The organism is Acinetobacter sp. YH12052 (assembly GCF_013419835.1).
In the GTDB taxonomy this organism is placed as follows: Bacteria; Pseudomonadota; Gammaproteobacteria; order Pseudomonadales; family Moraxellaceae; genus Acinetobacter; species Acinetobacter amyesii.
The window spans coordinates 24,039-45,536 of record NZ_VOZI01000006.1; the positions used below are offsets into that span (position 1 = coordinate 24,039).

Annotated in this window: 19 protein-coding genes; 6 read left to right on the top strand and 13 right to left on the bottom strand. The window is 39.7% G+C overall.

The window, feature by feature from the left end; all coding sequences use genetic code 11:
* Nucleotides 1-137 precede the first annotated feature (137 nt).
* On the bottom strand, nt 138-1,088 hold the full coding sequence (ispH, locus tag FTU06_RS05650; protein WP_180145449.1) for a 4-hydroxy-3-methylbut-2-enyl diphosphate reductase: 951 nt from the start codon (nt 1,086-1,088) through the stop codon (nt 138-140).
* Between the two features lie 133 nt (nt 1,089-1,221).
* Here ispH and gmk point away from each other — a divergent pair, with 133 nt between their 5' ends.
* The 6 genes from gmk (at nt 1,222) to bfr (ending at nt 6,098) form a co-directional block, all read left to right on the top strand.
* Nucleotides 1,222-1,845, top strand: a complete 624-nt coding sequence (gene gmk / locus FTU06_RS05655) for a guanylate kinase (protein WP_180145452.1) — start codon at nt 1,222-1,224, stop codon at nt 1,843-1,845.
* Nucleotides 1,846-1,921: 76 nt separating this feature from the next.
* Nucleotides 1,922-2,203 carry a DNA-directed RNA polymerase subunit omega gene (gene rpoZ / locus FTU06_RS05660; RefSeq protein WP_067762989.1) on the top strand — a complete coding sequence of 94 codons (282 nt, stop codon included), beginning with the start codon at nt 1,922-1,924 and terminating at the stop codon, nt 2,201-2,203.
* A 218-nt stretch (nt 2,204-2,421) separates the two neighbouring features.
* Complete coding sequence (locus tag FTU06_RS05665) at nt 2,422-4,527, top strand: bifunctional (p)ppGpp synthetase/guanosine-3',5'-bis(diphosphate) 3'-pyrophosphohydrolase (RefSeq protein WP_180145455.1); 2,106 nt, start codon at nt 2,422-2,424, stop codon at nt 4,525-4,527.
* Nucleotides 4,528-4,581: 54 nt separating this feature from the next.
* The gene (locus FTU06_RS05670) at nt 4,582-4,965 is read left to right on the top strand and encodes a RidA family protein (RefSeq protein ID WP_078189365.1); all 384 of its coding nucleotides are present in this window, start codon (nt 4,582-4,584) and stop codon (nt 4,963-4,965) included.
* A gap of 217 nt (nt 4,966-5,182) precedes the next feature.
* A complete protein-coding gene (locus FTU06_RS05675) occupies nt 5,183-5,377 on the top strand; it encodes a bacterioferritin-associated ferredoxin (RefSeq protein WP_078192519.1) in 195 nt (64 codons plus the stop codon).
* A 256-nt stretch (nt 5,378-5,633) separates the two neighbouring features.
* Nucleotides 5,634-6,098 carry a bacterioferritin gene (gene bfr, locus FTU06_RS05680; protein WP_180145458.1) on the top strand — a complete coding sequence of 155 codons (465 nt, stop codon included), beginning with the start codon at nt 5,634-5,636 and terminating at the stop codon, nt 6,096-6,098.
* Between the two features lie 49 nt (nt 6,099-6,147).
* Here bfr and tfpZ read toward each other — a convergent pair whose 3' ends face one another.
* The 12 genes from tfpZ to gltB form a co-directional block, all read right to left on the bottom strand.
* A complete protein-coding gene (gene tfpZ, locus FTU06_RS05685; RefSeq protein ID WP_180145461.1) occupies nt 6,148-6,882 on the bottom strand; it encodes a TfpX/TfpZ family type IV pilin accessory protein in 735 nt (244 codons plus the stop codon).
* 43 nt (nt 6,883-6,925) lie between these two features.
* A complete protein-coding gene (locus FTU06_RS05690) occupies nt 6,926-7,354 on the bottom strand; it encodes a pilin (protein WP_180064848.1) in 429 nt (142 codons plus the stop codon).
* 130 nt (nt 7,355-7,484) lie between these two features.
* On the bottom strand, nt 7,485-8,681 hold the full coding sequence (locus tag FTU06_RS05695) for a serine hydrolase (protein ID WP_180145464.1): 1,197 nt from the start codon (nt 8,679-8,681) through the stop codon (nt 7,485-7,487).
* Nucleotides 8,671-9,882, bottom strand: coding sequence for an O-antigen ligase (locus FTU06_RS05700; protein ID WP_180145467.1), 1,212 nt, complete (start codon nt 9,880-9,882; stop codon nt 8,671-8,673). Before FTU06_RS05700 ends, FTU06_RS05695 begins: the two co-directional genes overlap by 11 nt.
* A complete protein-coding gene (locus tag FTU06_RS05705) occupies nt 9,882-11,219 on the bottom strand; it encodes a sulfatase-like hydrolase/transferase (RefSeq protein WP_180145470.1) in 1,338 nt (445 codons plus the stop codon). Before FTU06_RS05705 ends, FTU06_RS05700 begins: the two co-directional genes overlap by 1 nt.
* Nucleotides 11,220-11,272: 53 nt before the next feature.
* On the bottom strand, nt 11,273-11,767 hold the full coding sequence (locus FTU06_RS05710; protein WP_180145473.1) for a pilin: 495 nt from the start codon (nt 11,765-11,767) through the stop codon (nt 11,273-11,275).
* 204 nt (nt 11,768-11,971) lie between these two features.
* Nucleotides 11,972-12,532, bottom strand: coding sequence for a TPM domain-containing protein (locus FTU06_RS05715; protein WP_180145476.1), 561 nt, complete (start codon nt 12,530-12,532; stop codon nt 11,972-11,974).
* Nucleotides 12,526-13,593: a TPM domain-containing protein gene (locus FTU06_RS16990; protein ID WP_180145479.1), complete on the bottom strand. Its 1,068-nt coding sequence runs from the start codon at nt 13,591-13,593 to the stop codon at nt 12,526-12,528. Before FTU06_RS16990 ends, FTU06_RS05715 begins: the two co-directional genes overlap by 7 nt.
* Nucleotides 13,594-13,622: 29 nt before the next feature.
* Nucleotides 13,623-14,213: a LemA family protein gene (locus FTU06_RS05725; protein WP_180145482.1), complete on the bottom strand. Its 591-nt coding sequence runs from the start codon at nt 14,211-14,213 to the stop codon at nt 13,623-13,625.
* Between the two features lie 161 nt (nt 14,214-14,374).
* Nucleotides 14,375-15,259, bottom strand: a complete 885-nt coding sequence (locus tag FTU06_RS05730) for a metal-dependent hydrolase (protein WP_180088929.1) — start codon at nt 15,257-15,259, stop codon at nt 14,375-14,377.
* 240 nt (nt 15,260-15,499) lie between these two features.
* Entirely contained in the window at nt 15,500-16,921 is a 1,422-nt protein-coding gene (locus FTU06_RS05735; protein WP_180145485.1) for an FAD-dependent oxidoreductase, read from the bottom strand.
* 69 nt (nt 16,922-16,990) lie between these two features.
* Nucleotides 16,991-21,466, bottom strand: a complete 4,476-nt coding sequence (gene gltB / locus FTU06_RS05740; RefSeq protein ID WP_180145487.1) for a glutamate synthase large subunit — start codon at nt 21,464-21,466, stop codon at nt 16,991-16,993.
* Nucleotides 21,467-21,498: the final 32 nt, after the last annotated feature.

Below are 21,498 nucleotides of genomic sequence, written 5' to 3' on the forward strand. Positions count from 1 at the left end.
TTCCTATTTGCATCATATCTACTTATTTTACAAAACAGACACAAATAGAGATAAAAGGTATAAAAAAACAGATCATTGCCAAAAAGCAATGATCTGTCAAATGATTAGAAATATCAGAATGTTAAGTCATTAACACTTTATGCCTGAGTTACAGGAATACGTAACTCTTTTGGCAGACTAAATGTAATATTTTCTTCGCGACCATCCAATTCTTGCGGCGCTTTTGCCCCCCAATCTTGTAGTCGCTGAATTACCTGTTTAATTAAAATTTCAGGTGCAGATGCTCCTGCAGTTACACCAATTTTAGTCTGTTCATTAAACCATTCTTGCTGCAACTGATCTGCATTGTCCACCAAATACGCATGCTTACCCATCCGTTCAGCCAATTCACGTAATCGGTTCGAATTCGAAGAGTTCGGTGAACCCACAACCAATACAACATCACATTGTTCAGCCAGATCACGTACGGCATCTTGGCGGTTTTGAGTGGCATAACAAATATCATCTTTGCGTGGCCCCTGAATTTCAGGGAACTTCTGACGTAGAGCATCAATCACTTTTGCGGTGTCATCTATAGAAAGCGTTGTCTGAGTTACAAACGCTACTTTTTCAGGATGCACCACTTTTAGATCAGCAACATCTTGTTCATCTTCAACCAAATAAATCGAACCACCATTTTTGGTGTCATATTGGCCCATCGTCCCTTCAACCTCAGGATGACCTTCATGACCAATCAAAATCGCTTCCACACCTTCACGTGCATACTTGGTCACTTCTATATGCACCTTGGTCACCAAAGGGCACGTCGCATCAAAAACTTTTAGCCCACGGCGCTCAGCTTCTTGTTGTACCACTTTAGATACACCATGCGCACTGAAAATCACGATATTGTCATCTGGCACTTCATCCAGTTCATCCACAAATATCGCACCGCGTTGACGCAAGTCGTCCACCACAAATTTATTGTGAACCACTTCGTGACGTACATAAATGGGTGGGTTAAAGCATTCCAATGCACGGTTCACAATCGCGATGGCGCGATCAACACCTGCACAGAAACCGCGTGGATTAGCTAAAACAATTTCCATAGAATCCTCAATGCCCACTCAATTTTACGGGTATCACTTGAAATAAATGTAAACAATAGACGTCTGACTATTTTGTTTGGCGCGCGTCTACTCTAAAATAGAGAAGATATTTTATCATATCAGGAAAAATATCATGTCGGGTCTCTTGTTTGTCGTTTCTGCTGCTTCGGGAACGGGCAAAACATCCCTCGTTAAAGCCCTGCTTGAACGTGTAAACAATTTACATGTCTCTGTTTCTCATACCACTCGTGGTCAGCGTCCTGGCGAATTAGACGGCGTACATTACCATTTTGCAAAAAAAGAAGATTTTCTATCTTTGGTAAATGAAGGTGGCTTCATTGAATATGCAGAAGTTTTTGGTAATTATTACGGTACTGCACAGCGCACAGTAAAAGAACAATTGGCCAAAGGTCATGACGTTTTACTTGAAATTGACTGGCAAGGTGCTGAACAGGTTCGTAAACTTTTTCCTGAATCTAGACAAATTTTTATTCTCCCTCCGAGTCAGTTCGATTTACGTCAACGTTTATCCAATCGTGGTACAGACTCTGTCGAAGTAATTGAACATCGTCTCAGCTGTGCCGTAGAAGATATGCAGCAATACGTTAATTTTGACTATATCATTATTAATGATGACTTTAATAAAGCACTGCATGACTTAGAGTCCGTTATTATTGCCAATCGTCTTGTTTTAAAACAACAAGCCATGCGCCATGAAAACCTGATTGAGAAATTAATCACCCCTACGGAACAGTGATTAAAACTTGAGTCTATAGACAAAGCACCTTATACTGCACAGTCTGTTAAAAATTTATATTCAAACGAGAATTCTTATGGCACGCGTAACCGTTGAAGATTGTTTAGACCATGTAGACAACCGCTTTGAGCTTGTACTAGTGGCAAGCAAACGCGCGCGTCAATTGGCACGTCAAGGTATCGAACCTACTGTTGAGTGGGACAATGACAAACCAACCGTTGTTGCTCTTCGTGAAATCGCAGCGGGTCACGTTTCTAAAGACATTTTGAAACAACGTGAACAAGACTACCAAACTTCAAGTTTAGACCTTGCACTTTCTGCAAATAACCTAAACTTAGACGGTTTTTCTTTCCAATAAGATAAACCTGACCTTAAAAGCCTAGTTTTTAACTAGGCTTTTTTTATGGATTCTCTTTAATATTTTACTCAGAACAGTTATAACATAAGCTTAAGACGTGCAAAGCAAGCAAAAAAGATTTTCATTTTTTTAAACTAAAAAATTGACAAGTCATGCGATATGCATTTCATTAAAGTATTAACCGTTTCATTTGTAAATCAGTAGTAAAAGGGTGTTCTATGCCAGGCCCAATGGTCAGCCAAGCCAAGCAACAGTTAAATGTGATTATCGACGCTTACCTTTCAGTAAGTGATGTCGAACGCGTGCTTGAAGCTTGCGACTATGCGGATATTGCCCATGATGGCATTACACGTAAAAGTGGCGAACCCTACATCCTTCACCCGATTGCGGTGAGCTGTATTTTGGCGCATATGCGTCTTGATGCGGAAACGTTAATGGCCGCTTTACTACATGATGTCATTGAAGATACTGAATTTACCAAACAAGATATTACTGAAAAATTTGGTCTGACCGTTGCTGAACTCGTCGATGGCGTCACCAAACTCAGCCATTCTAGCGATAAAGAATATAATAAAGCCGCATCCTTCCGTAAAATTCTGCAAGCCACCCTACAAGACCCACGTGTCATTATTATTAAACTGGCAGATCGCTATCACAATATGACCACACTAGGTGCTTTACGCCCTGACAAACGTGCTCGTATTGCCCAAGAAACCTTTGAAATTTTTGTGCCTATGGCACGCCTTGTCGGTATGAATGAAATGGCCGACAACCTTGAACATTTGTGTTATCAAAATCTAGATTTAGATATGTATAACAATGTTCAAGAAGCTTTATTGCAAACCAAACCTAAACGTTGCGAATACCAAACCAAGTGGGAAAACAACCTTACCACCCTACTAGAACAGCACCATATTTCAGGTCGAATTAAAAAGAAAAATAATAATATTGAATTACTTCGCCACTTTGTAAAAAATGATATCGATCTGCAAGAGCTCACCCATAGTCATGCCTTTGAAATTATTTTACAAAGCATCGCAGACTGTGACCGACTTGCAGACATCCTCAAAGAAAGCTTTAAAGTCCTTAATTACGCCGATCATATCCGTCGCCCACTCCCAGGTGGCAACCAGTCACTAATGATGCGCTTAAAAGGTGAAAAGACCATTTTATCACTGACCATCCAAACAGAGTTGATGCGTAAAGCAGCGCGCTTTGGTGTGGTCCTCGGTGAAAATGCGCCGCAAGCTTGTCGTTCAGCGATCCAAGCCTCCATGCAAAACTTAAATGCGTTAGTCGATGGCGCATGCGCCAAGACCACATTTAGTGAATTACTCGATTATCTACATCAAGAAAAAATTTGGGTTTATACCCCACACGGTCATTTGCATGAACTCCCTCAGGGTGCAACAGCTGTTGATTTTGCTTATTCAGCAAGCTTATTTTTGGGCAACCATGCCGTTGGTGCAAAAATTAATGGGGAAACCAAGCCCCTTTCAACACCATTACTAAGTGGTCAAGTAGTAGAAATCATCACCGATGTTCTTGCAACACCGAATCCTGACTGGCTAAGCTTTATTAATACCCAAAAAGCCCGTCGTGCATTACAAAATATCCTTCGTGACCAAGACCAAGATGAACAACGTTTAGTTGGTCAGCAAGCTTTAAATCGCGCATTAAAACTCTTTAACCGTTCTGTGAGTGATTTGACATTAGCCGATTGGGAAAATGTGCTGAATTGGCGCCATTTAAATGATAAAGAACAATTATTTGAACAGATCGCCGTGGGTGATTTACTGCCTCAATTGGTTGCCAATCACTTATATGCTCAAGACACCATTCAGACTTCAAACTCTGCACGCTTGATCTTGGGCACTGATGGTGTCGATGTTAAATATGCGCACTGCTGCAACCCAGTTTTAGGCGATCCAATTCAAGGTCATTTATCACGTCGTGGTTTAATTGTGCACCGTTCACGTTGTCATAATTTATTGCATGAACAGCATTTACATCCTGAAAATATCATGCCTTTACACTGGACCACAGAAGACAGTGAAGACATTAGTTTTACAGCCTATTTATGCCTAAACATGCTGTTAAATGATGAGCAAATTTCAGAACTGATCTATCTATGCCGTAAAGAAAAAGTCGGTGTAGAGACTGTCCGCTCACATGAAGAAAAAACCTATGTGAATATTGTTGTACATAACCGTAAACAAATTGCCGAAATTATCCGTAATTTAAGAATGCATTTTGGCTTCCCACGCATCAGTCGTTTGGCACAACCTGTTGCCATTGCTGAGCCTGCGAAAGTTGCCAGCTAACCTGACACCGCTTATTTATATATGTTGTGTCTGTGATGATAATAGGAGAAATAGATGTCCCGCCAGGTAATCCATACTGAAAATGCACCCGCTGCAATTGGTACTTACTCACAAGCCATTTTAGTGGGCGACACTTTGTATTTATCAGGTCAAATTGGCTTAGATCCATATAGCATGGAGCTGGTAGAAGGCATTGAAGCTCAAATTCGCCGTGTATTCGACAACTTAAAAGCGGTATGTGAAGCTGCAGGTGGTACGCTAGCAGATATCGCTAAGCTGAATATTTTCCTCACTGACCTTTCTAACTTCCAATTGGTCAACCAAATTATGGGCGAATACTTTGCTCAACCCTACCCAGCACGTGCAGCACTCGGTGTAGCCAGCCTACCCAAAGGTGCGCTAGTTGAAATGGATGGAGTGGTGATTATTAATCAATAAGTTAGTAAACATCGCTTAAGCCCTTCACTAAATATCACATTCTAAAAGAACAAAAGCCTCACATGGAAATCTGAGCATTACTCAGATTTCCACTTAAATGACATTTTTTATTCAAAAACTCAATCACCTTAAATGCATTTTTAAATGATTTTTATTGACAAAAGATAATAATTATCAATAATATTACCTATCCCATTTATTCACTTGGTTTGATTTCATGTACGTTTGTTTGTGCCGTGGTATTACTGATCAAGACATTAAAGATGCAATTGCCAATGGTGCAGAAAGCTATCGTGAAGTTCGCGATATGCTTGATTTAGGCACCTGTTGTGGTCGCTGTGCTCCTGAAGCTCGTATGATCATCAGTGATGAAGTTGCGCAAATTGCAGCCCGTATCGCAATTGCTGCATAAGCCAAGCTTTAAATTTTCTCAACAATCATAATTATAAAACCAATGGTCTCAGACCATTCCTCCTCCCCCGCTTCTGACTCTAAGCGGGTTTTTATTTATTAAAGGCCTAAAAATTAGTTCCTTGTTTTGATTGTGATTTTCATTTGCTGTTCTATAAAACACTCGCTAAATTACACTTTGTTGTTTAAGATATTTCTATTCTCATATCGAATTTATATTGCTTAGTTCGAGCTTTATTGTGGTTAAGGAGTCAGACATGAAAGGCAATCGTGATGTAATTAATCAGTTAAATCAGGTGCTTTATCATCATTTAACTGCGATCAATCAATACTTTCTTCATTCACGTATGTTTAACGATTGGGGCATTGAGCAACTGGGCTCTGCGGAATATAAAGAATCCATTCGTCAAATGAAGCATGCTGATAAAATTATTGAGCGTATTCTATTTTTAGAAGGCCTGCCTAATTTGCAGCATCTCGGTAAACTCTATATCGGTCAGCATACTGTTGAAGTCTTAAATTGTGATGTGCGTAAAGTCAAAGAGAACATTGAAGCCATTCAAACTGCAGTTAAGCTAGCAGAAGAGCAGTTAGATTATGTCACTCGAGATCTGGCTCAAGAAATCTTAGAAAAAGAAGAAGAATGGTTGGATTGGGCAACAACTCAGTTAGACCTTGTTGAGTCTGTGGGTATAGAAAATTATATTCAAAGTCAGATTTGAGATTAATTGATTAATATAAAAAAACCTGCTTAAGCAGGTTTTTTTATACTTATTTTGAATACCGCAAATCTACAATTTTTACAATTTCCGCCTTATCTTTATCAATTAAAACAACTAAAGGTAAAGCATATGTTTCTAACGGTAACCACGCTGTCGCATGGGGGTTTTCCTTTAAAATTTTTTCAACCTCTAATTTAGAGTTTACCTCATAAAGTTCAGATATATTTCTGGCTTCTTGACGCAAATCATGACTCAGCCGCGTAAGCGGCGTGTAGCGTTCTGGAAATTGCGCCAATGACGTTCCATTTAATAGTGATGACATTTGCTCAACTTGCCGCTGTTCAGCATTTTCAGCTTGTTTTACACCCACAAATTGCGGGTAAAGTAGCGATGGTCTGGAAAATTCTTGTTCGACCGCTGTATCAGCATTAGTTTGCATTTCATTATTACGAACCAGCTCAAATTTATCTGCATTAAAAGCAATCCATACTGGACGGGCTTGCGCAATGCTATAAACCCCATAACCAAGAGCAGAGATTTGAATCAATATAATGACCGTCAAATCAAATTTTAATGTCTTTTTCCCTTCTTTAAAGACTAAAAACCCCAACAATGGCCCCAAAATCACATCAATGATCAGCAGCATCAGAAAAATATGAGTAACACCAACTGCCTTGGCTAACGGTGATGGATACCATACAAAAAAAACAAAGCTCATCACTAGCAATGCTGCAAATACAGAAATCAATAAATGGCTTAGAAAAAATTTTTGCCGCTTGGACATACGCCAACTCTTAACACATAGGTAAACCTAATCTACGCAAATTTCAAACACAGTCAACTGGTTTCAATTTAGCTTCAATGCCAATAGAAGTACCGCACCGCCATGTGCCATTTAAATCACGGCTTAAATAAACATAGCTGCCATTTATAATCGTAGCTGAATTCTGCAATTTACAGACTAAAGCCTGGGAAGAATTTCCTGAATTGTCAGGCGCATTTACAGCATACACACAAGTCTTAGATTGTGCGCCAGAAAAAAACATATTGGGAACACTAAAATCATTATCACCTGAAGCTGAGCCATTATTAATAATGAGTTCATATTGCGGCTTTGCGCCATTTAACTCAGCAATTGCTACAGTGATTTGCGATTTCGCAACATATGTCTGGTACATAGGAATTGCAATTGAGGCCAAGACACCAATAATTGCAACGACGATCATTAACTCAATAAGAGTAAAGCCTTTTTGCATTAGATTACCCTCTAAATAACAGCAACAATACAAAAAGTATGCCAAGATTTATTTTTATATATTTCAACAACCTAAGACTATAATGAGTTATTTCACGTCAATAATTTACATTTTTTGTCACAAAGGTGAACTATTTATCTAAAATTTGATAGAACTTTTTTTCCAGCAAATTTTCATCAAATTTTTTATCTAAAAGTGAAGCTCCATTTCCAACCCACACTACCACCTCACCCGCCTCACTAATCGCAGTCAAAGAGGTTGCGGCGGGCAATCCGCCATTTCTAAAAAAAACCTTTTTAGAGCTGTTATCACGTTGATATACCCACATTGCAAATCCATTGCAGGATTTAAAAGTATTGATATTACAACTGCTTAAGCTTTTATCACTAATGCTTAATATATTATAGGGATGCTTATTTAACATTGGTTTAATCAACTGAGCCAAAGCACTGGCGCTGCCTGTTAAACCAGCAGACGAAGAAAGCTCATTAAAATGAAATGAGTTATCATCTGCCTCCATCCAATAATCATTATTTCTAAAGTCGTATTTCACCTCATCAGAAAAATAACCTGAATTGATGAATTTAATATTATTTTGATTTAATTTGTAGTTTTGTGACATATACTCACGGTAACTCATGGCTGATATACGCCCTATCACTGCACCTAATAGACAGCTATTACGGTTATCATATGCATAATATTCATTTGGATCTGAATCTAATTTTATTGCCAGCAATTTATTTAAATTTCTGGGGCACCAAGGTGTTTCTGCTGTAGAGAACATGATGTCTTCACTTTTTAAACGGTCAAACCCGCTTCTTTGCTGCAACAAGTCGCCGATCGTTATTTTTTTTATCCGTTCATCTTTAAAATTCTGATTCTGAAATTCATCAAATCTATCTACAAAAGGTTCATTTAAATTGAGTTTTTTTTGATTCAGCAAACTGATTACAGCATCATTCGTTAAAATTTTCGTCATACTGGCATAGCGAAATCGTGTGTTCTCTGTCACTAATTTAGAAAACCCGGTTGTTCCGACCCATCCACTTTGACATGCAAATAATTGATTATAATCATTTATATATGCCAATTGATTAGATAGATTTTTCTGTTCCAAAATAATTTCACTTAATAAGCTGCGCATCCATTCTGGAGATTCATCTGAACATTGAATGGTCATTATTGATAAACGGGCCTGTACAGGGTAAATCAAGCGCCAGAAACTATTTCGATCAATCAATATATAATGTGCAGAAATACCTACTAATATTAAAGTAAATATAATAAATACAAATTCGTAAAATTTCAGTTTTCTAATTTTCATAATTTAACTTTTTATATGCAAATGCTATAGCCACAAATAAACAAAATGTACTGATCGTAACAACGTAATATGCTCCACCATTAAATAATGATGCAACAAAAATATTTATAGTTACAGCTACGCATATAGCATAGATAGCATTAGTTTTCTCATAACGAAATTTTTTAAAAATTTTATATAAAAGCATACTCAAAAATATTAAACCCATAAGCCCAAACTCAACCAAAATTTGTAAAATTGAATTATGAGCTTGCGCTGTCAATCTATTGTCTCCTTGATAAAATCCTAATTCTTTTACAGACTCTGCTCCAAGCCCCCAAAGAGGATGATAACTAAACCATTCAAAAATTGTTTTATATAATTCGACCCTATTTGAAGAAATACTATTTAAACTATTACCCGCAGAACGGCTAAAAGCACTAAAAAAACCTACATTAAAATGTGTAGTTTGAAAAAATAAAGTTAACACCGCAGATGTTACACATATAAAAGCTATAGAAATTAAATTACTGACTCTTTTTCTTAACAAAAAAAACAAAACTAAAATTGAAGGGAAAATACCAATATAGGCAGCTCTAGATCCAGTCCAAAATACGCAAGTTAAAATAATTATACTCATTAAAAGCCAAAACAGCTTAGCTTTCTTTCCGATTGCAGTTAAAAAAAGAAAAAGCGCACAAAGAAAAGAAATAGATATATAATCAGCTAAATGCCTTATATTGCTAAAAAAAGGAATCCCATTTATCCAGTTATATTTCGCAGGAATCTCCTCAGAAAACCAGATATTCAGCAAAACTATTGTATGAAATAGACCGAGCGCAGCAATAACAGCAATAACACTTCTAATATTAACAATTCTATTAACAATAACAATATAAGATAAATATGAAAATAATAAACATGCCGCTATGGCATAATATCTTAGCCATACATCAGCATTATTTTTAAATTCAGTATAAAAACATGAGATAAAAAAACTAACCATCATAATCAAAATCGGATAAAGAACCTCCTTATTAATATTAGATATCATCTCTTTACGAAAGAAAAAAAACATCAATATAAATAAATACAGAAATCCATATGAAATATCCTTGTTATTTTGCATTCCAGCCCCTGTACTCCCCACTCCTATATATATAATTGTGAGATAAAAAAATATAATCGTTAAATATTTTTTTATATTTATCAACTCAAGCATTACTTAACCTTAAAATTCAAAATGGAAACCTGATTTTCAAAAAAAACTGTCTTATTTTCACCATATGTTGGCGCCTCATGATCTCCAACAACAATTACATGTACCCCCTTCATTTCTGGTTTTCCTATTAACTCTCCTAAATAGTAAAAAAACTGTTTTTGCAATTTCAAATTACGGCAACTTGAAGAGTTATTTTCTATATTGTACTTAGCACAATTAAAATGATCTTTCTTTAGGTCATTTAAATCATAATTTACGTGCGTGTTTAAAGTTAACCAATAAAAGAAAACATTTTTCTCTCTAAATGCATTTGCAACAAACTGATTTAAATCTCTATCACAAAAACCTGGAAATGAATAACATCTTGAATTTAGATTGTTTACTGTATCTCTAAATATTAATGCATCAAACCCTGCTTTTGGGTACCAATATTTACGATCATACATAGCTCCAGTAGCCCCATGCATTGCATAGGTGTGGTAACCCTTTTTTTTATATATATTTGGTAAACAATTTTCAAAACCTTTTATTTGATTTTTTAAATTAAAATGTTTTAAATCTTTTTGACATAACTCTCTAATTTCAGCATTAATCGTAAACCCATTCACATTCATAGCGCTCAAGGAATAATATTCTACTAAATTATTTTTTATTATATCGCCAACTATATCAATATTTATTGAATTATCTAATGCATGACCCCATGATTCATTTACAATTAATAGTATTTTATTTTTTTTATCATCAACTTGAAATAGATCTTCTGATGCAGATTTTAATTTTATATCATTAAATGCATCACCTTCAATACTAAATCCTTGTATAAAACCATCGCTTCGCAACTCATAAGCATTCAGCAATTGGGACTGAACTATATATTTTGAATCATTTTTCCACAATCTATTACTTTCAACATCAAAAAAATAATTTTGTATAACCAATAAAAATAATAATATATTAAATATTAAAAATATAAACACTTTTTTTATTTTCAAAGTAAGCATATTTAGTAATGCAAAATAAGTATATATAAAAAACAAAAAAAACATAGGAATTAAAAAATTAATCCAAGATGAAAGCAATGAAAATTTAACTAAATAGATTAAATCCCCGAAACGGATAAAAGGAAAAATTTGAGAGAATATATTAACAAAATCAAAAAAATTTAAAAAAATAAAAAAAATAATAGCCGATTTTTTACGTCCATAAATATAAAGAAGTACAGGGAAAAAGTAATCAATATTAATAAAACTTCTATTTGTATTTAATATAAATGACAATAGCCCCCAAAATAAATTTGGGCTGATTACAATTAAAATATTATAAAAGTATTTCATAGTTGAAACCAAAAAAAGAGGGATTTCTCCCTCTTTTTTTGGTACTTAAAAAATTAAGAACCTGAACCCGCACAACCAGATGGACGGTATTTAGTCTCTACTTTCGTAGTACAAGACCAAGCGCCTGTTTCACCATTACGTGTCCAAGTTAATGTACGCTTGCCATCTACTTGCAATGCTTGTGCTGCGCTCGCGCCAAATCGAGCTACAATTGTACTATCAGCAACTCCTTCACCAAATGTAACTTTTAAGCCTTCACCTTGAACGGATGCATTTGTTGCCGCAGCACCTAATAAATTACTGTTTGTCCATCCAAGGTCACAGTCTGCAGCAGTTGCAGCTGCACCAGCAGCAGGAAGTGAAGTTTTGCCTTCAAGCAAACAGCTTTCAATTGCTGTTTTCAAACCGCCAGTTTCTGACATTACACGGCTAACTTGAGATTTAGCGATGTAGTTTTGATACTGAGGAATCGCAATCGCTGCAAGAATACCGATAATTGCAACAACGATCATTAATTCAATAAGAGTGAAACCCTTTTGAGCGTTCATAACATTCTCCACAAATGTTTTTTAATTTAATTATTTAATAAAGCTATGTAGCTTGTTTTATAAATAGCACAGAGCGTGCCAAGATTTATTATAGTGAAAATGACAGAAAAAACAGCACTTTAAAAAAATATTTTTATTTTTTGTAATCATTACGTCTCTTTTTGTGTTTAAAAGTGACGATTTGTGTCACTTTATCACCGTTTTTTAGCGCAAAATTATTGGTGCATTTGCGATTTCATTCGTTCGATCTTCAGACTTCCCGGCATAAAAGTGATCCATCACTTCACCAATCTCTTTTACGCCTGCCGTTAAAGCTATTCGGTATTGTTTATTTTGCATGCTTTGGATAATTCGCACGCAAATTTCCTGCCACACTTGGGCATCGGTTGCCTGCCTCATCCCGCGATCAATCACAATCTCAACCTGACGTTCACATAAGTTTAAATAAAGTAAAACACCACTATTAAATTCTGTATCCCACACACCCAGTTCCGCAAAGAGCTGTTCAGCACGTGCACGGATATTTTGATAATAGGCTTGGTTCGAAGGAATATGCCCTTCGATCACCACCTGTATTTCGCCCACATGGCCATGCTCAGCTTCTGTCACCGCTTGCGCAATGGCCTGCTGATCTTGCTTATTAAAAAACCGGTTTGCTGCAGGCATATAAAAAAAGTGCTTCAACCAGCGTTTAAAACTTGGTTGTTGTATTTCCTGTGTTTTAGGACAGGTGACAATTTCTGTTGTTTCTGTTTTCGTTACCATGAACCTGATGCTCCCCCACCGCCAAAGCCACCACCGCCTCCGCTATAGCCGCCGCCACCAAAGCCACCACCTCCGCTACGGCCTCCACCGCCCCCACCACCAGCAAGGAACATTTGAAAAATGGTTTGAGCAATAGCCGTAATCAGTAAAAAGAAAATTGCTCCACCCATCAACAGACTGGTGAGTAGACCTGCACCGTTGACCAAACCAGCAACGGTACCTGCAACAGCAGCAGTTGACGCACTTAAGCGCTTACCCACAATAAAGGATGCAAAAATACCAATCACCAAAATGATGAGAACCGTTGTAAACGTTTTCTCTTTGGCTTGTTGTTCGTGTAAGGCTTGTTCCTGACGCTCTTTCAACTCTTGGGCTGCCTGAGCTGCAACTTCAGGGTCTTGATTTAAAATACGTGTTATTTCCGTTAAGCCAGCATCTATGCCTTGAGCATACTGAGCTTGCTTAAAATACGGTGTGATTTGATTACGAATAATGCGACTAACGATGATATCGGGCATGATTCCTTCTAGCCCATAACCCGTCAGGATTTGAATTCTGCGATCATTCACAGCGATCGCCATCAATATCCCGTTGTCACGTTTTGCTGAACCGAGTTGCCATTTTTCTGCAACACGCATGGCGTAATCAAAAATATCTTCTTGACCTGTGGTTGGCACAATCACGACACCAATTTGTGCCTTACCTTGTTCGTGCAACTGTAGAATTTTCTGACTAATGGCTTGCTTTTCAGCAGCCGAAAGCAAATTTGCCTGATCAACTACCGGTTCATTGAGCGTCGGCAAGCCACGAATCGACTCGCCATCTGCCATATCATTGGCGATATTCGGCTGCTGAATTTTGATTTCAGGCTGTGCTGTTGTTTCTTTTTGTGTAGCTGACTGCTGATCTTTTAATATTTTACCGACAACAACTGTTTCAGCATCTACATCTGTAGCGGTGGCAGTTTCTGCATGTGTGAAACCCACCACACACAATAAGCATGCTAAAACCATGCGCTGCAGCCACAACAAACCTGTATGTTTTAGCTCAAAATCCACCATCAGCCCACCTCACAATGCAGTGATGCCAATTAATCAAAATCAACTTTCGGTGCAGTTTGTGCACTTTGCTCTGCGCTAAAGTTAGGCTTGGTATCCATACCGATGACTTTAGCTGTCATCACTTGCGGGAACTGGCGTGCATAGCCATTAAAGTCTTGTACCGTAGTAATGTAGCGATTACGTGCGACAGCGATCCGGTTTTCAGTGCCTTCAAGCTGTACCTGTAAATCACGGAATTGCTCATTGGCTTTTAAGTCTGGATAATTTTCCGAGACTGCAATTAAACGAGAAAGTGCGCTGGTCATCTGCGCTTGAGCTTCTTGATATTTTTGGAACAGTGCTGGATCTTCCAAAACTTCCTTATCCACTTTTAAGCCCGCAACATTGGCACGTGCTTGAGTCACTTCTGTCAGTACTTCTTCCTCATGTTTCGCGTAACCTTTAACCACATTGACAAGGTTAGGTACCAAATCTGCACGACGTTGATATTGGTTTTGCACCTCAGACCATGCTGCTGTAACGGCCTCGTCTTTGACTTGTAATGTGTTATAGCCACAACCACTCAGGGTCAACGTACTGACTAATGCGATTGCGAGCATGCTTTTTTTCATTGAATTCATAACCCTTAACCTCAAGTATTTATTTGTAATTGTTTAAATAAATTCATTCTAACCTTATTTTTCGAATGAATTATGTATTTTCTTTGTGATTAAACTGATCTACTCGAAAAATATTTAGCATTAAAAAAAGCCCACAACTCGGGCTTTTTTAACATTTTGAATTAACTATACAATTGCGGTGTAATTTCAGTCTGAAAACTTTCCATTTGATATTCATCAGCAAGGCGTTCTTTCCAATATTTCACGATCTGACTGTAATCAATTTCGCTCGGATGGAATTCTGCTTTGTAATATGACAAATATTCTGGCGTCAATTGAATAAACATTTTTGCCAATAAATACGCCCCGAATATATTTCCACCAACCTTCGGCAAACTTTTTTTCTTATCCTGCATAAATAGCTTCGTTGCAGAATAAAACGTAAGACTTGCAAAACCCGTGGTCACACTGCGCATAATCATGCGACGTATTTTGTCATCACCATAGACATGCTGGTATACATCGAATGCTACCGCACGATGCTCAATCTCTTCAATCGCATGCCACACCCAAAGTTTCACTGCATCATCATCTAAAGTACTGAGCACTTCAGGATGTCTTAAAATATAGCCACCAAGCAAAGCGGTAAAATGTTCAAATGCACAGGTAATTGCCAACTGTATTTTTGGATGTAAATTTTTTACATAGCTGTCTTTACGTGCCAGCCATGCTTGGAAACGATCTAAATTATAGCTTTCACTGCGCCAAGCATCGTTAAATTCAGCATAGGCTTTGGAATGCATCGCTTCTTGTCCAATGAATGCTGCGATCTCAGCTTGCAATTTTTCATCACTGACTTTATCGCGTACATTGCGCACGCTATGCACAAAGAATTGCTCACCAATGGGAAAGGTCGATGACAATGCCGTCAACAAATGCGACATCACCGGTGAGTTGGCAAAATAATGCCGGCGAATCGCTTTAGGATTGAATTGTGCTCGACGTACCGTTATGCCAATAGCTTTAGGACGATTTAGATATGTTTTTTGTGTCGTCACTTGCGTCATGGTCGCTTCCTAAGATTTAGATCATGATCGCAGTATGTAATTCCTAAGCTCTTTCACACATGGCAAAATGTGCTAGCACACTTGCATAATTCACCATTCTAAAGCGCTGTCTGACAACTTTTCAGCGTATATATCTGCAAAATCCATTTACGTGTTATTTGAGGTAAATTCCAAAAAATAAAAAACCCGCCGAAGCGGGTTTTTTGAATGAATCCAGTGCAATCACTGGCATGTCATGACTTAAACATCTAAGTAGTCAAGAATACCTTCCGCAGCTTGGCGACCTTCCCAGATTGCGGTTACCACAAGGTCCGATCCACGTACCATATCACCGCCGGCAAAAATTTTCGGATTCGATGTTTGGAACTTAAATTCTTGCTGTTCAGCAGCAATGACGCGACCTGAACCATCCATACTGATGTTTGATGTAGTAAACCAATCTGCAGGGCTGGTACGGAAACCGAAGGCAAGCAATACTGCATCTGCTGGTAAAATTTCTTCTGAACCTGGAACTGGCTCAGGGCTACGACGACCGCGACTGTCAGGCTCACCGAGTTGAGTGGTCACGACTTTAACACCCGTTACTTTGCCATTTTCACCGACAATTTCGATTGGCTGACGGTTAAATTGGAATTCCACCCCTTCTTCACGCGCATTTTTCACTTCACGACGTGAACCCGGCATGTTTTCTTCATCACGACGGTAGGCACAGACAACGGATTCGGCACCTTGACGGATTGAAGTACGGTTACAGTCCATCGCGGTATCACCACCACCGAGAACAATCACTTTTTTGCCTTCCATGCTGATGTATTCAGATGGATCTTTTTCCCAACCTTGCGTACGGTTGACATTGGCAATCAAGAAATCCAGTGCATCATGAACACCAACAAAGTCTTCACCCGCGAAACCGCCCTTCATGTAGGTATAAGTTCCCATACCCATGAATACAGCATCGTAATCAGCCAAAAGCTGGTCAATGGTCACATCTGTACCAATTTCGGTATTTAGACGGAATTCAACACCCATGCCCGAGAAAATCTCACGGCGACGTTTCATTACGTCTTTTTCCATTTTGAATTCTGGAATACCAAATGTCAGCAAACCACCAATTTCAGGGCGTTTGTCGAATACAACTGGCTTCACACCATTACGTACAAGAATATCGGCACAGCCAAGACCAGCAGGGCCCGCACCAATAATCGCAACTTTTTTGTCTGTCCACTTAACGTGTGACATATCTGGGCGCCAGCCCAATGCAAAGGCTGTATCGTTAATGTATTTTTCAGCATTACCAATGGTGACTGCACCAAAGCCGTCATTTAGCGTACACGCGCCTTCACATAAACGGTCTTGCGGGCACACACGACCACAAACTTCAGGCAAGGTGTTGGTTTGATGACACAATTCTGCCGCTTGGAAAATGCGACCTTCTGCAATCAGTTTTAACCAGTTTGGAATGTAGTTATGTACTGGACATTTCCATTCACAATACGGGTTACCGCAACCTAAGCAGCGGTGTGTTTGGTTTTTTGCAACTTCAGCTGTAAACGGTTTATAGATTTCCACAAATTCTGCTTTGCGGACAACTAGATCTTTTTTCTCTGGATCTTGGCGTGCTACATCCAGGAACTGAAAGTCATTATTTAGGCGCTCTGCCATGTCTCTCTCCGTGGGTAGGTGTAAGCATGTTTGGACTTACACCTGCCTATCAAATCTGCAGTAGTGGAATTATTGTGGATCAGCTTGAGTTGTTTTCAACAAAGTCTGCAAATTAGCAGCTTTTGGTTTCACAAGCCAGAATTTACGGCTATAGAAGTCAAACTCGTTGCGGATCTTATACGCCCAAGCACTACCTGTTTCTTTAATATGTTCATCTAAGATACGGCACAAGAACTCTTTGTGTTCTTCCATCGATTCTGTAGAGATACGGTTCAATTCAATCAGTTCGTGGTTGTAATGGTCAACAAAGTCATTATCAAGGTCGAGCACATAAGCGAAACCGCCTGTCATACCCGCACCAAAGTTATGACCCACTTTACCCAATACAGTCACGATACCACCTGTCATGTATTCACAGCAGTGGTCGCCTGCACCTTCAATCACAGCAAACGCACCTGAGTTACGTACTGCAAAACGCTCGCCTGCTGTACCTGCAGCAAACAATTTACCACCTGTTGCACCATATAAACAGGTGTTACCAATGATCGCCGTGTTTTGCGTTTGGAACGGTGAACCTTTCGGTGGGAAGATTGAGATACGACCGCCAGCCATACCTTTACCCACGTAGTCGTTCGCATCGCCTTCTAGGCTGATGTGTAAACCACCGGCGTTCCAAACACCCAATGACTGACCTGCAGTCCCTGTTAATTTAACTTTAACAGGATGCGCTTCCATACTGAGGTTGCCATAACGTTTTGCAATCTCACCCGAAATACGCGCGCCTATTGAGCGATCACAGTTACCAATTGTGAAGCTATATTCACCGCCTGTACCTGCTTCAATCGCTGGCAGCATTTCAGCTACCATTTTCTCAGCCAATAAGCCTTTATCAAATGGTGCATTACCTTGTACTTCACAGTACTGTGCTTTGCCTTCAGCCGCAGGATGCGATTGGAGTAATGCGCTCAAATCAAGGTGTGCATGTTTTTCAGTTTCACCTGGAAGCATTTCCAGTAAATCTGTACGGCCAATCAAGTCTTTCAAGCTTGCTACACCAAGCGCTGCCAGCCATTCACGCGTTTCTTCCGCAATAAAGTGGAAGAAGTTGATCAGCATTTCAGGCTCACCGATATAGTGTTCCTGACGTAAATGATCTTGTTGTGTTGCAACACCGGTCGCACAGTTGTTTAAGTGGCAAATACGTAGGTATTTACAACCCAATGCGATCATCGGTGTAGAACCGAAACCGAAACTTTCTGCCCCAAGAATCGCTGCTTTCACAACGTCTAGACCCGTTTTCAAGCCGCCATCAGTTTGTACACGGACCTTGCCACGCAGGTCATTCACACGAAGCGCCTGATGCGCCTCAGATAGACCAAGTTCCCATGGTGAACCTGCATGGTGAATTGAAGAAAGTGGAGAAGCCGCTGTACCACCGTCATAACCAGAAATGGTAATGAAGTCTGCGTATGCTTTTGCTACACCAGCCGCAATCGTACCAACACCCGGCTCAGAAACCAGCTTAACGGACACCATCGCCTGTGGGTTAACTTGTTTTAAATCGAAAATTAACTGTGATAAATCTTCGATTGAGTAGATGTCGTGATGCGGCGGTGGAGAAATTAAAGTCACACCTGGTACTGAGTAACGTAAACGTGCAATTAAGCCATTCACTTTACCGCCCGGCAACTGACCACCTTCACCTGGTTTTGCACCTTGCGCCACTTTAATTTGAAGGACTTCTGCAGAAGTTAGATATGCAGGGGTCACACCAAAACGGCCAGATGCAATTTGTTTGATTTTCGAGTTACGAATAGTGCCGTAACGCGCTGGGTCTTCGCCGCCCTCACCCGAGTTCGAACGACCACCAATGGTATTCATAGCGATTGCAATGGCTTCGTGTGCTTCAGGCGATAATGCGCCTAAAGACATCCCAGCCGAGTCAAAACGTGGTAGAATTTCTTCCACGGATTCAACTTGATCAAGCGCAATTGAATTATCAGTTTTAAGTTTGAATAAGTCGCGAATCGTTGCGATTGGACGGTTATTCACTAGCTCTGCGTATTCTTTAAAGTCCGCATAATTACCAGAACGCACAGATTTATGCAGCGCATTGATCACGTCTGGGTTAAATGCGTGATATTCCTTACCGAATACAAATTTCAGCATACCGCCTTGATCGATTGGCTTACGTGATTTCCATGCCAAATCTGCCAATTTTTTCAAGTCATTTTCTAGATCAGAGAATGTTGCGCCTTTAATACGGCTCGGTACGCCAGTAAAGCATTTTGCAACCACTTCATCAGAAAGGCCGACCGCTTCAAACAACTGACCGCCACGGTAAGAGGCAACAGTAGAAATACCCATCTTAGAAAGTACTTTCAATAAGCCTTTCTCAATACCTTTACGGAAGTTAGCTTGCGCATGAATTGGGTCACCCAACAATTCGCCTTTCGCGATCAAGTCATTAATCACGTCATATGCAAGGTAAGGATAGATCGCTGTCGCACCGAAACCAAGAATCACCGCAAACTGGTGTGCATCACGTGCTAAACCAGTTTCGACAATGATGTTGGCATCTGTACGAAGACCCACATTGATTAAATAGTGGTGAACCGCGCCAGTTGCCATCAATGCATTTGCAGGTAAGAAACCTTGACGGATTTTCTTATCAGACAATACAAGCAATGTTTTTCCGTCGCGAATCGCTTGTGCAGATTCTTCACAAATACGCGCGATAGCAGCTTCTAAGCCTTCAGCTTCTGCATAGTTCAGGTCGATGTCTGCAATTTCGTAACCTTTACGACCAAGAGTACGAATTTGATGCATTTTCGAATTTGACAGTACTGGGCTTGAAATGATCAGACGATCTGCATGCTCTGGACCTTGTTCAAATACATTTTGTTCACGGCCAAGACATGTCTCTAATGACATTACGATCGATTCACGTAATGGATCGATTGGCGGATTCGTAACCTGAGCGAACTGCTGACGGAAATAGTCAGACACATGGCGCACCTGACGAGACAATACTGCCATTGGCGTATCGTCACCCATTGAGCCCACGGCTTCCTGACCACTTTCAGCGATTGGACGAAGCAATTGGTCACGTTCTTCAAATGTCACCATGAACATCTTTTGTGAAGCTTTCAGGTCATCACCTTTTAAGCCTTGATCACATAAATATTCTTCCAGCTCTGGACTGCCTTGTACACGTACTGAGTTTTCACGTAACCACTGACGGTACGGACGCATACGTTTGAGGTGATTACTCACATCTTGAGTATCGAGCATTTTGCCGGTAAAGGTATCAATCACCAAGATTTGACCCGGACCGACACGGCCTTTAGACACAACGTCTTCTGGTTCATAACCCCAAACACCAATTTCTGATGCCAATGTGATGTAACCATTTTTGGTAATTACCCAACGTGCTGGACGTAAACCATTACGGTCAAGCATACAAATCGCATGACGACCATCTTGAATTACCAGACCTGCTGGACCATCCCATGCTTCCATATGCTTCGAGTTGAATTCGTAGAATGCACGTAAGTCCGCATCTAAAGTTTCAACGTTTTGCCAAGCAGGTGGAACCAACATGCGTAGCGCACGGAACAAGTCCATACCGCCACCGACAAGGATTTCCAGCATATTATCTAAGCTTGAAGAATCCGAACCTGTACGGTTTACGATTGGATTCAGCTCAGTTAAACCCGGCAATAATGGGTTTTCAAATTTTGGTGTACGTGCCATCGCCCAGTTACGGTTGGCGGTAATGGTATTGATCTCACCATTATGTGCTAAGTAACGGAACGGCTGAGCCAATGGCCAACGAGGCAAGGTATTGGTTGAGAAGCGCTGATGGAATACAACAATGTGTGACTTTAAACGCTCATCAGCAAGATCGGTATAGAAATCAGCAATGGCTGCTGGCATCATCAAACCTTTATAGCTGATCACAGTTGAGCATAAAGTGGTTACATAGAAGTATGGGTCAGCAGTCAGCTGTTGTTCTGCACGACGACGTGCCATCACCAACTTACGGTTGAATTCAACCTCTGAAACACCCATTGGGCAATTCACGATAATTTGTTCAAATGCAGGCAATGACTGCATCGCGATTGAACCCAACACATCGTTATTGGTTGGCACAACACGCCAAGCGATGACTTTACAACCTTCGTCTTCGATTTCTTTGGTTAAAATTTGTTTTGCATGTGCGGCTAATGCAGGGTCTAGGTTTAGAAATACCGTACCCACAGCAAAGATTTCACTCAATGTAATGTCACTGAGTTTTTTCGCTTCTTCACGGAAAAATTCTTTGGGCATAGCAAGGAGTAGACCGCAGCCGTCACCGGTTTTACCATCTGCGGCAATACCACCACGGTGGGTCATACAACTTAAACTATGCATTGCGGTTTTGACGAGATCATGGCTTGCATCACCCTGCATATGGGCGATTAAACCGAAACCACAGTTATCTTTAAACTCATCCGGTTGGTATAAACCTTGAGCGGGAGCTACAGTATTAGGCGATGGCATGTGCATAGCGTACCCTTCTTTTCTTTACAGCT

What these genes read in the sequence shown, in the direction of transcription:
- bfr (WP_180145458.1), top strand. Translation starts at nt 5,634, where the DNA reads ATGAAAGGCAATCGTGATGTAATTAATCAGTTAAATCAGGTGCTTTAT.
- FTU06_RS05710 (WP_180145473.1), bottom strand. Translation starts at nt 11,767, where the DNA reads ATGAACGCTCAAAAGGGTTTCACTCTTATTGAATTAATGATCGTTGTT.
- rpoZ (WP_067762989.1), top strand. Translation starts at nt 1,922, where the DNA reads ATGGCACGCGTAACCGTTGAAGATTGTTTAGACCATGTAGACAACCGC.
- FTU06_RS05725 (WP_180145482.1), bottom strand. Translation starts at nt 14,213, where the DNA reads ATGAATTCAATGAAAAAAAGCATGCTCGCAATCGCATTAGTCAGTACG.
- FTU06_RS16990 (WP_180145479.1), bottom strand. Translation starts at nt 13,593, where the DNA reads ATGGTGGATTTTGAGCTAAAACATACAGGTTTGTTGTGGCTGCAGCGC.
- FTU06_RS05730 (WP_180088929.1), bottom strand. Translation starts at nt 15,259, where the DNA reads ATGACGCAAGTGACGACACAAAAAACATATCTAAATCGTCCTAAAGCT.
- FTU06_RS05735 (WP_180145485.1), bottom strand. Translation starts at nt 16,921, where the DNA reads ATGGCAGAGCGCCTAAATAATGACTTTCAGTTCCTGGATGTAGCACGC.
- FTU06_RS05700 (WP_180145467.1), bottom strand. Translation starts at nt 9,882, where the DNA reads ATGCTTGAGTTGATAAATATAAAAAAATATTTAACGATTATATTTTTT.
- FTU06_RS05715 (WP_180145476.1), bottom strand. Translation starts at nt 12,532, where the DNA reads ATGGTAACGAAAACAGAAACAACAGAAATTGTCACCTGTCCTAAAACA.
- gmk (WP_180145452.1), top strand. Translation starts at nt 1,222, where the DNA reads ATGTCGGGTCTCTTGTTTGTCGTTTCTGCTGCTTCGGGAACGGGCAAA.
- FTU06_RS05695 (WP_180145464.1), bottom strand. Translation starts at nt 8,681, where the DNA reads ATGAAAATTAGAAAACTGAAATTTTACGAATTTGTATTTATTATATTT.
- FTU06_RS05690 (WP_180064848.1), bottom strand. Translation starts at nt 7,354, where the DNA reads ATGCAAAAAGGCTTTACTCTTATTGAGTTAATGATCGTCGTTGCAATT.
- FTU06_RS05670 (WP_078189365.1), top strand. Translation starts at nt 4,582, where the DNA reads ATGTCCCGCCAGGTAATCCATACTGAAAATGCACCCGCTGCAATTGGT.
- FTU06_RS05665 (WP_180145455.1), top strand. Translation starts at nt 2,422, where the DNA reads ATGCCAGGCCCAATGGTCAGCCAAGCCAAGCAACAGTTAAATGTGATT.
- tfpZ (WP_180145461.1), bottom strand. Translation starts at nt 6,882, where the DNA reads ATGTCCAAGCGGCAAAAATTTTTTCTAAGCCATTTATTGATTTCTGTA.
- gltB (WP_180145487.1), bottom strand. Translation starts at nt 21,466, where the DNA reads ATGCCATCGCCTAATACTGTAGCTCCCGCTCAAGGTTTATACCAACCG.
- ispH (WP_180145449.1), bottom strand. Translation starts at nt 1,088, where the DNA reads ATGGAAATTGTTTTAGCTAATCCACGCGGTTTCTGTGCAGGTGTTGAT.
- FTU06_RS05675 (WP_078192519.1), top strand. Translation starts at nt 5,183, where the DNA reads ATGTACGTTTGTTTGTGCCGTGGTATTACTGATCAAGACATTAAAGAT.
- FTU06_RS05705 (WP_180145470.1), bottom strand. Translation starts at nt 11,219, where the DNA reads ATGAAATACTTTTATAATATTTTAATTGTAATCAGCCCAAATTTATTT.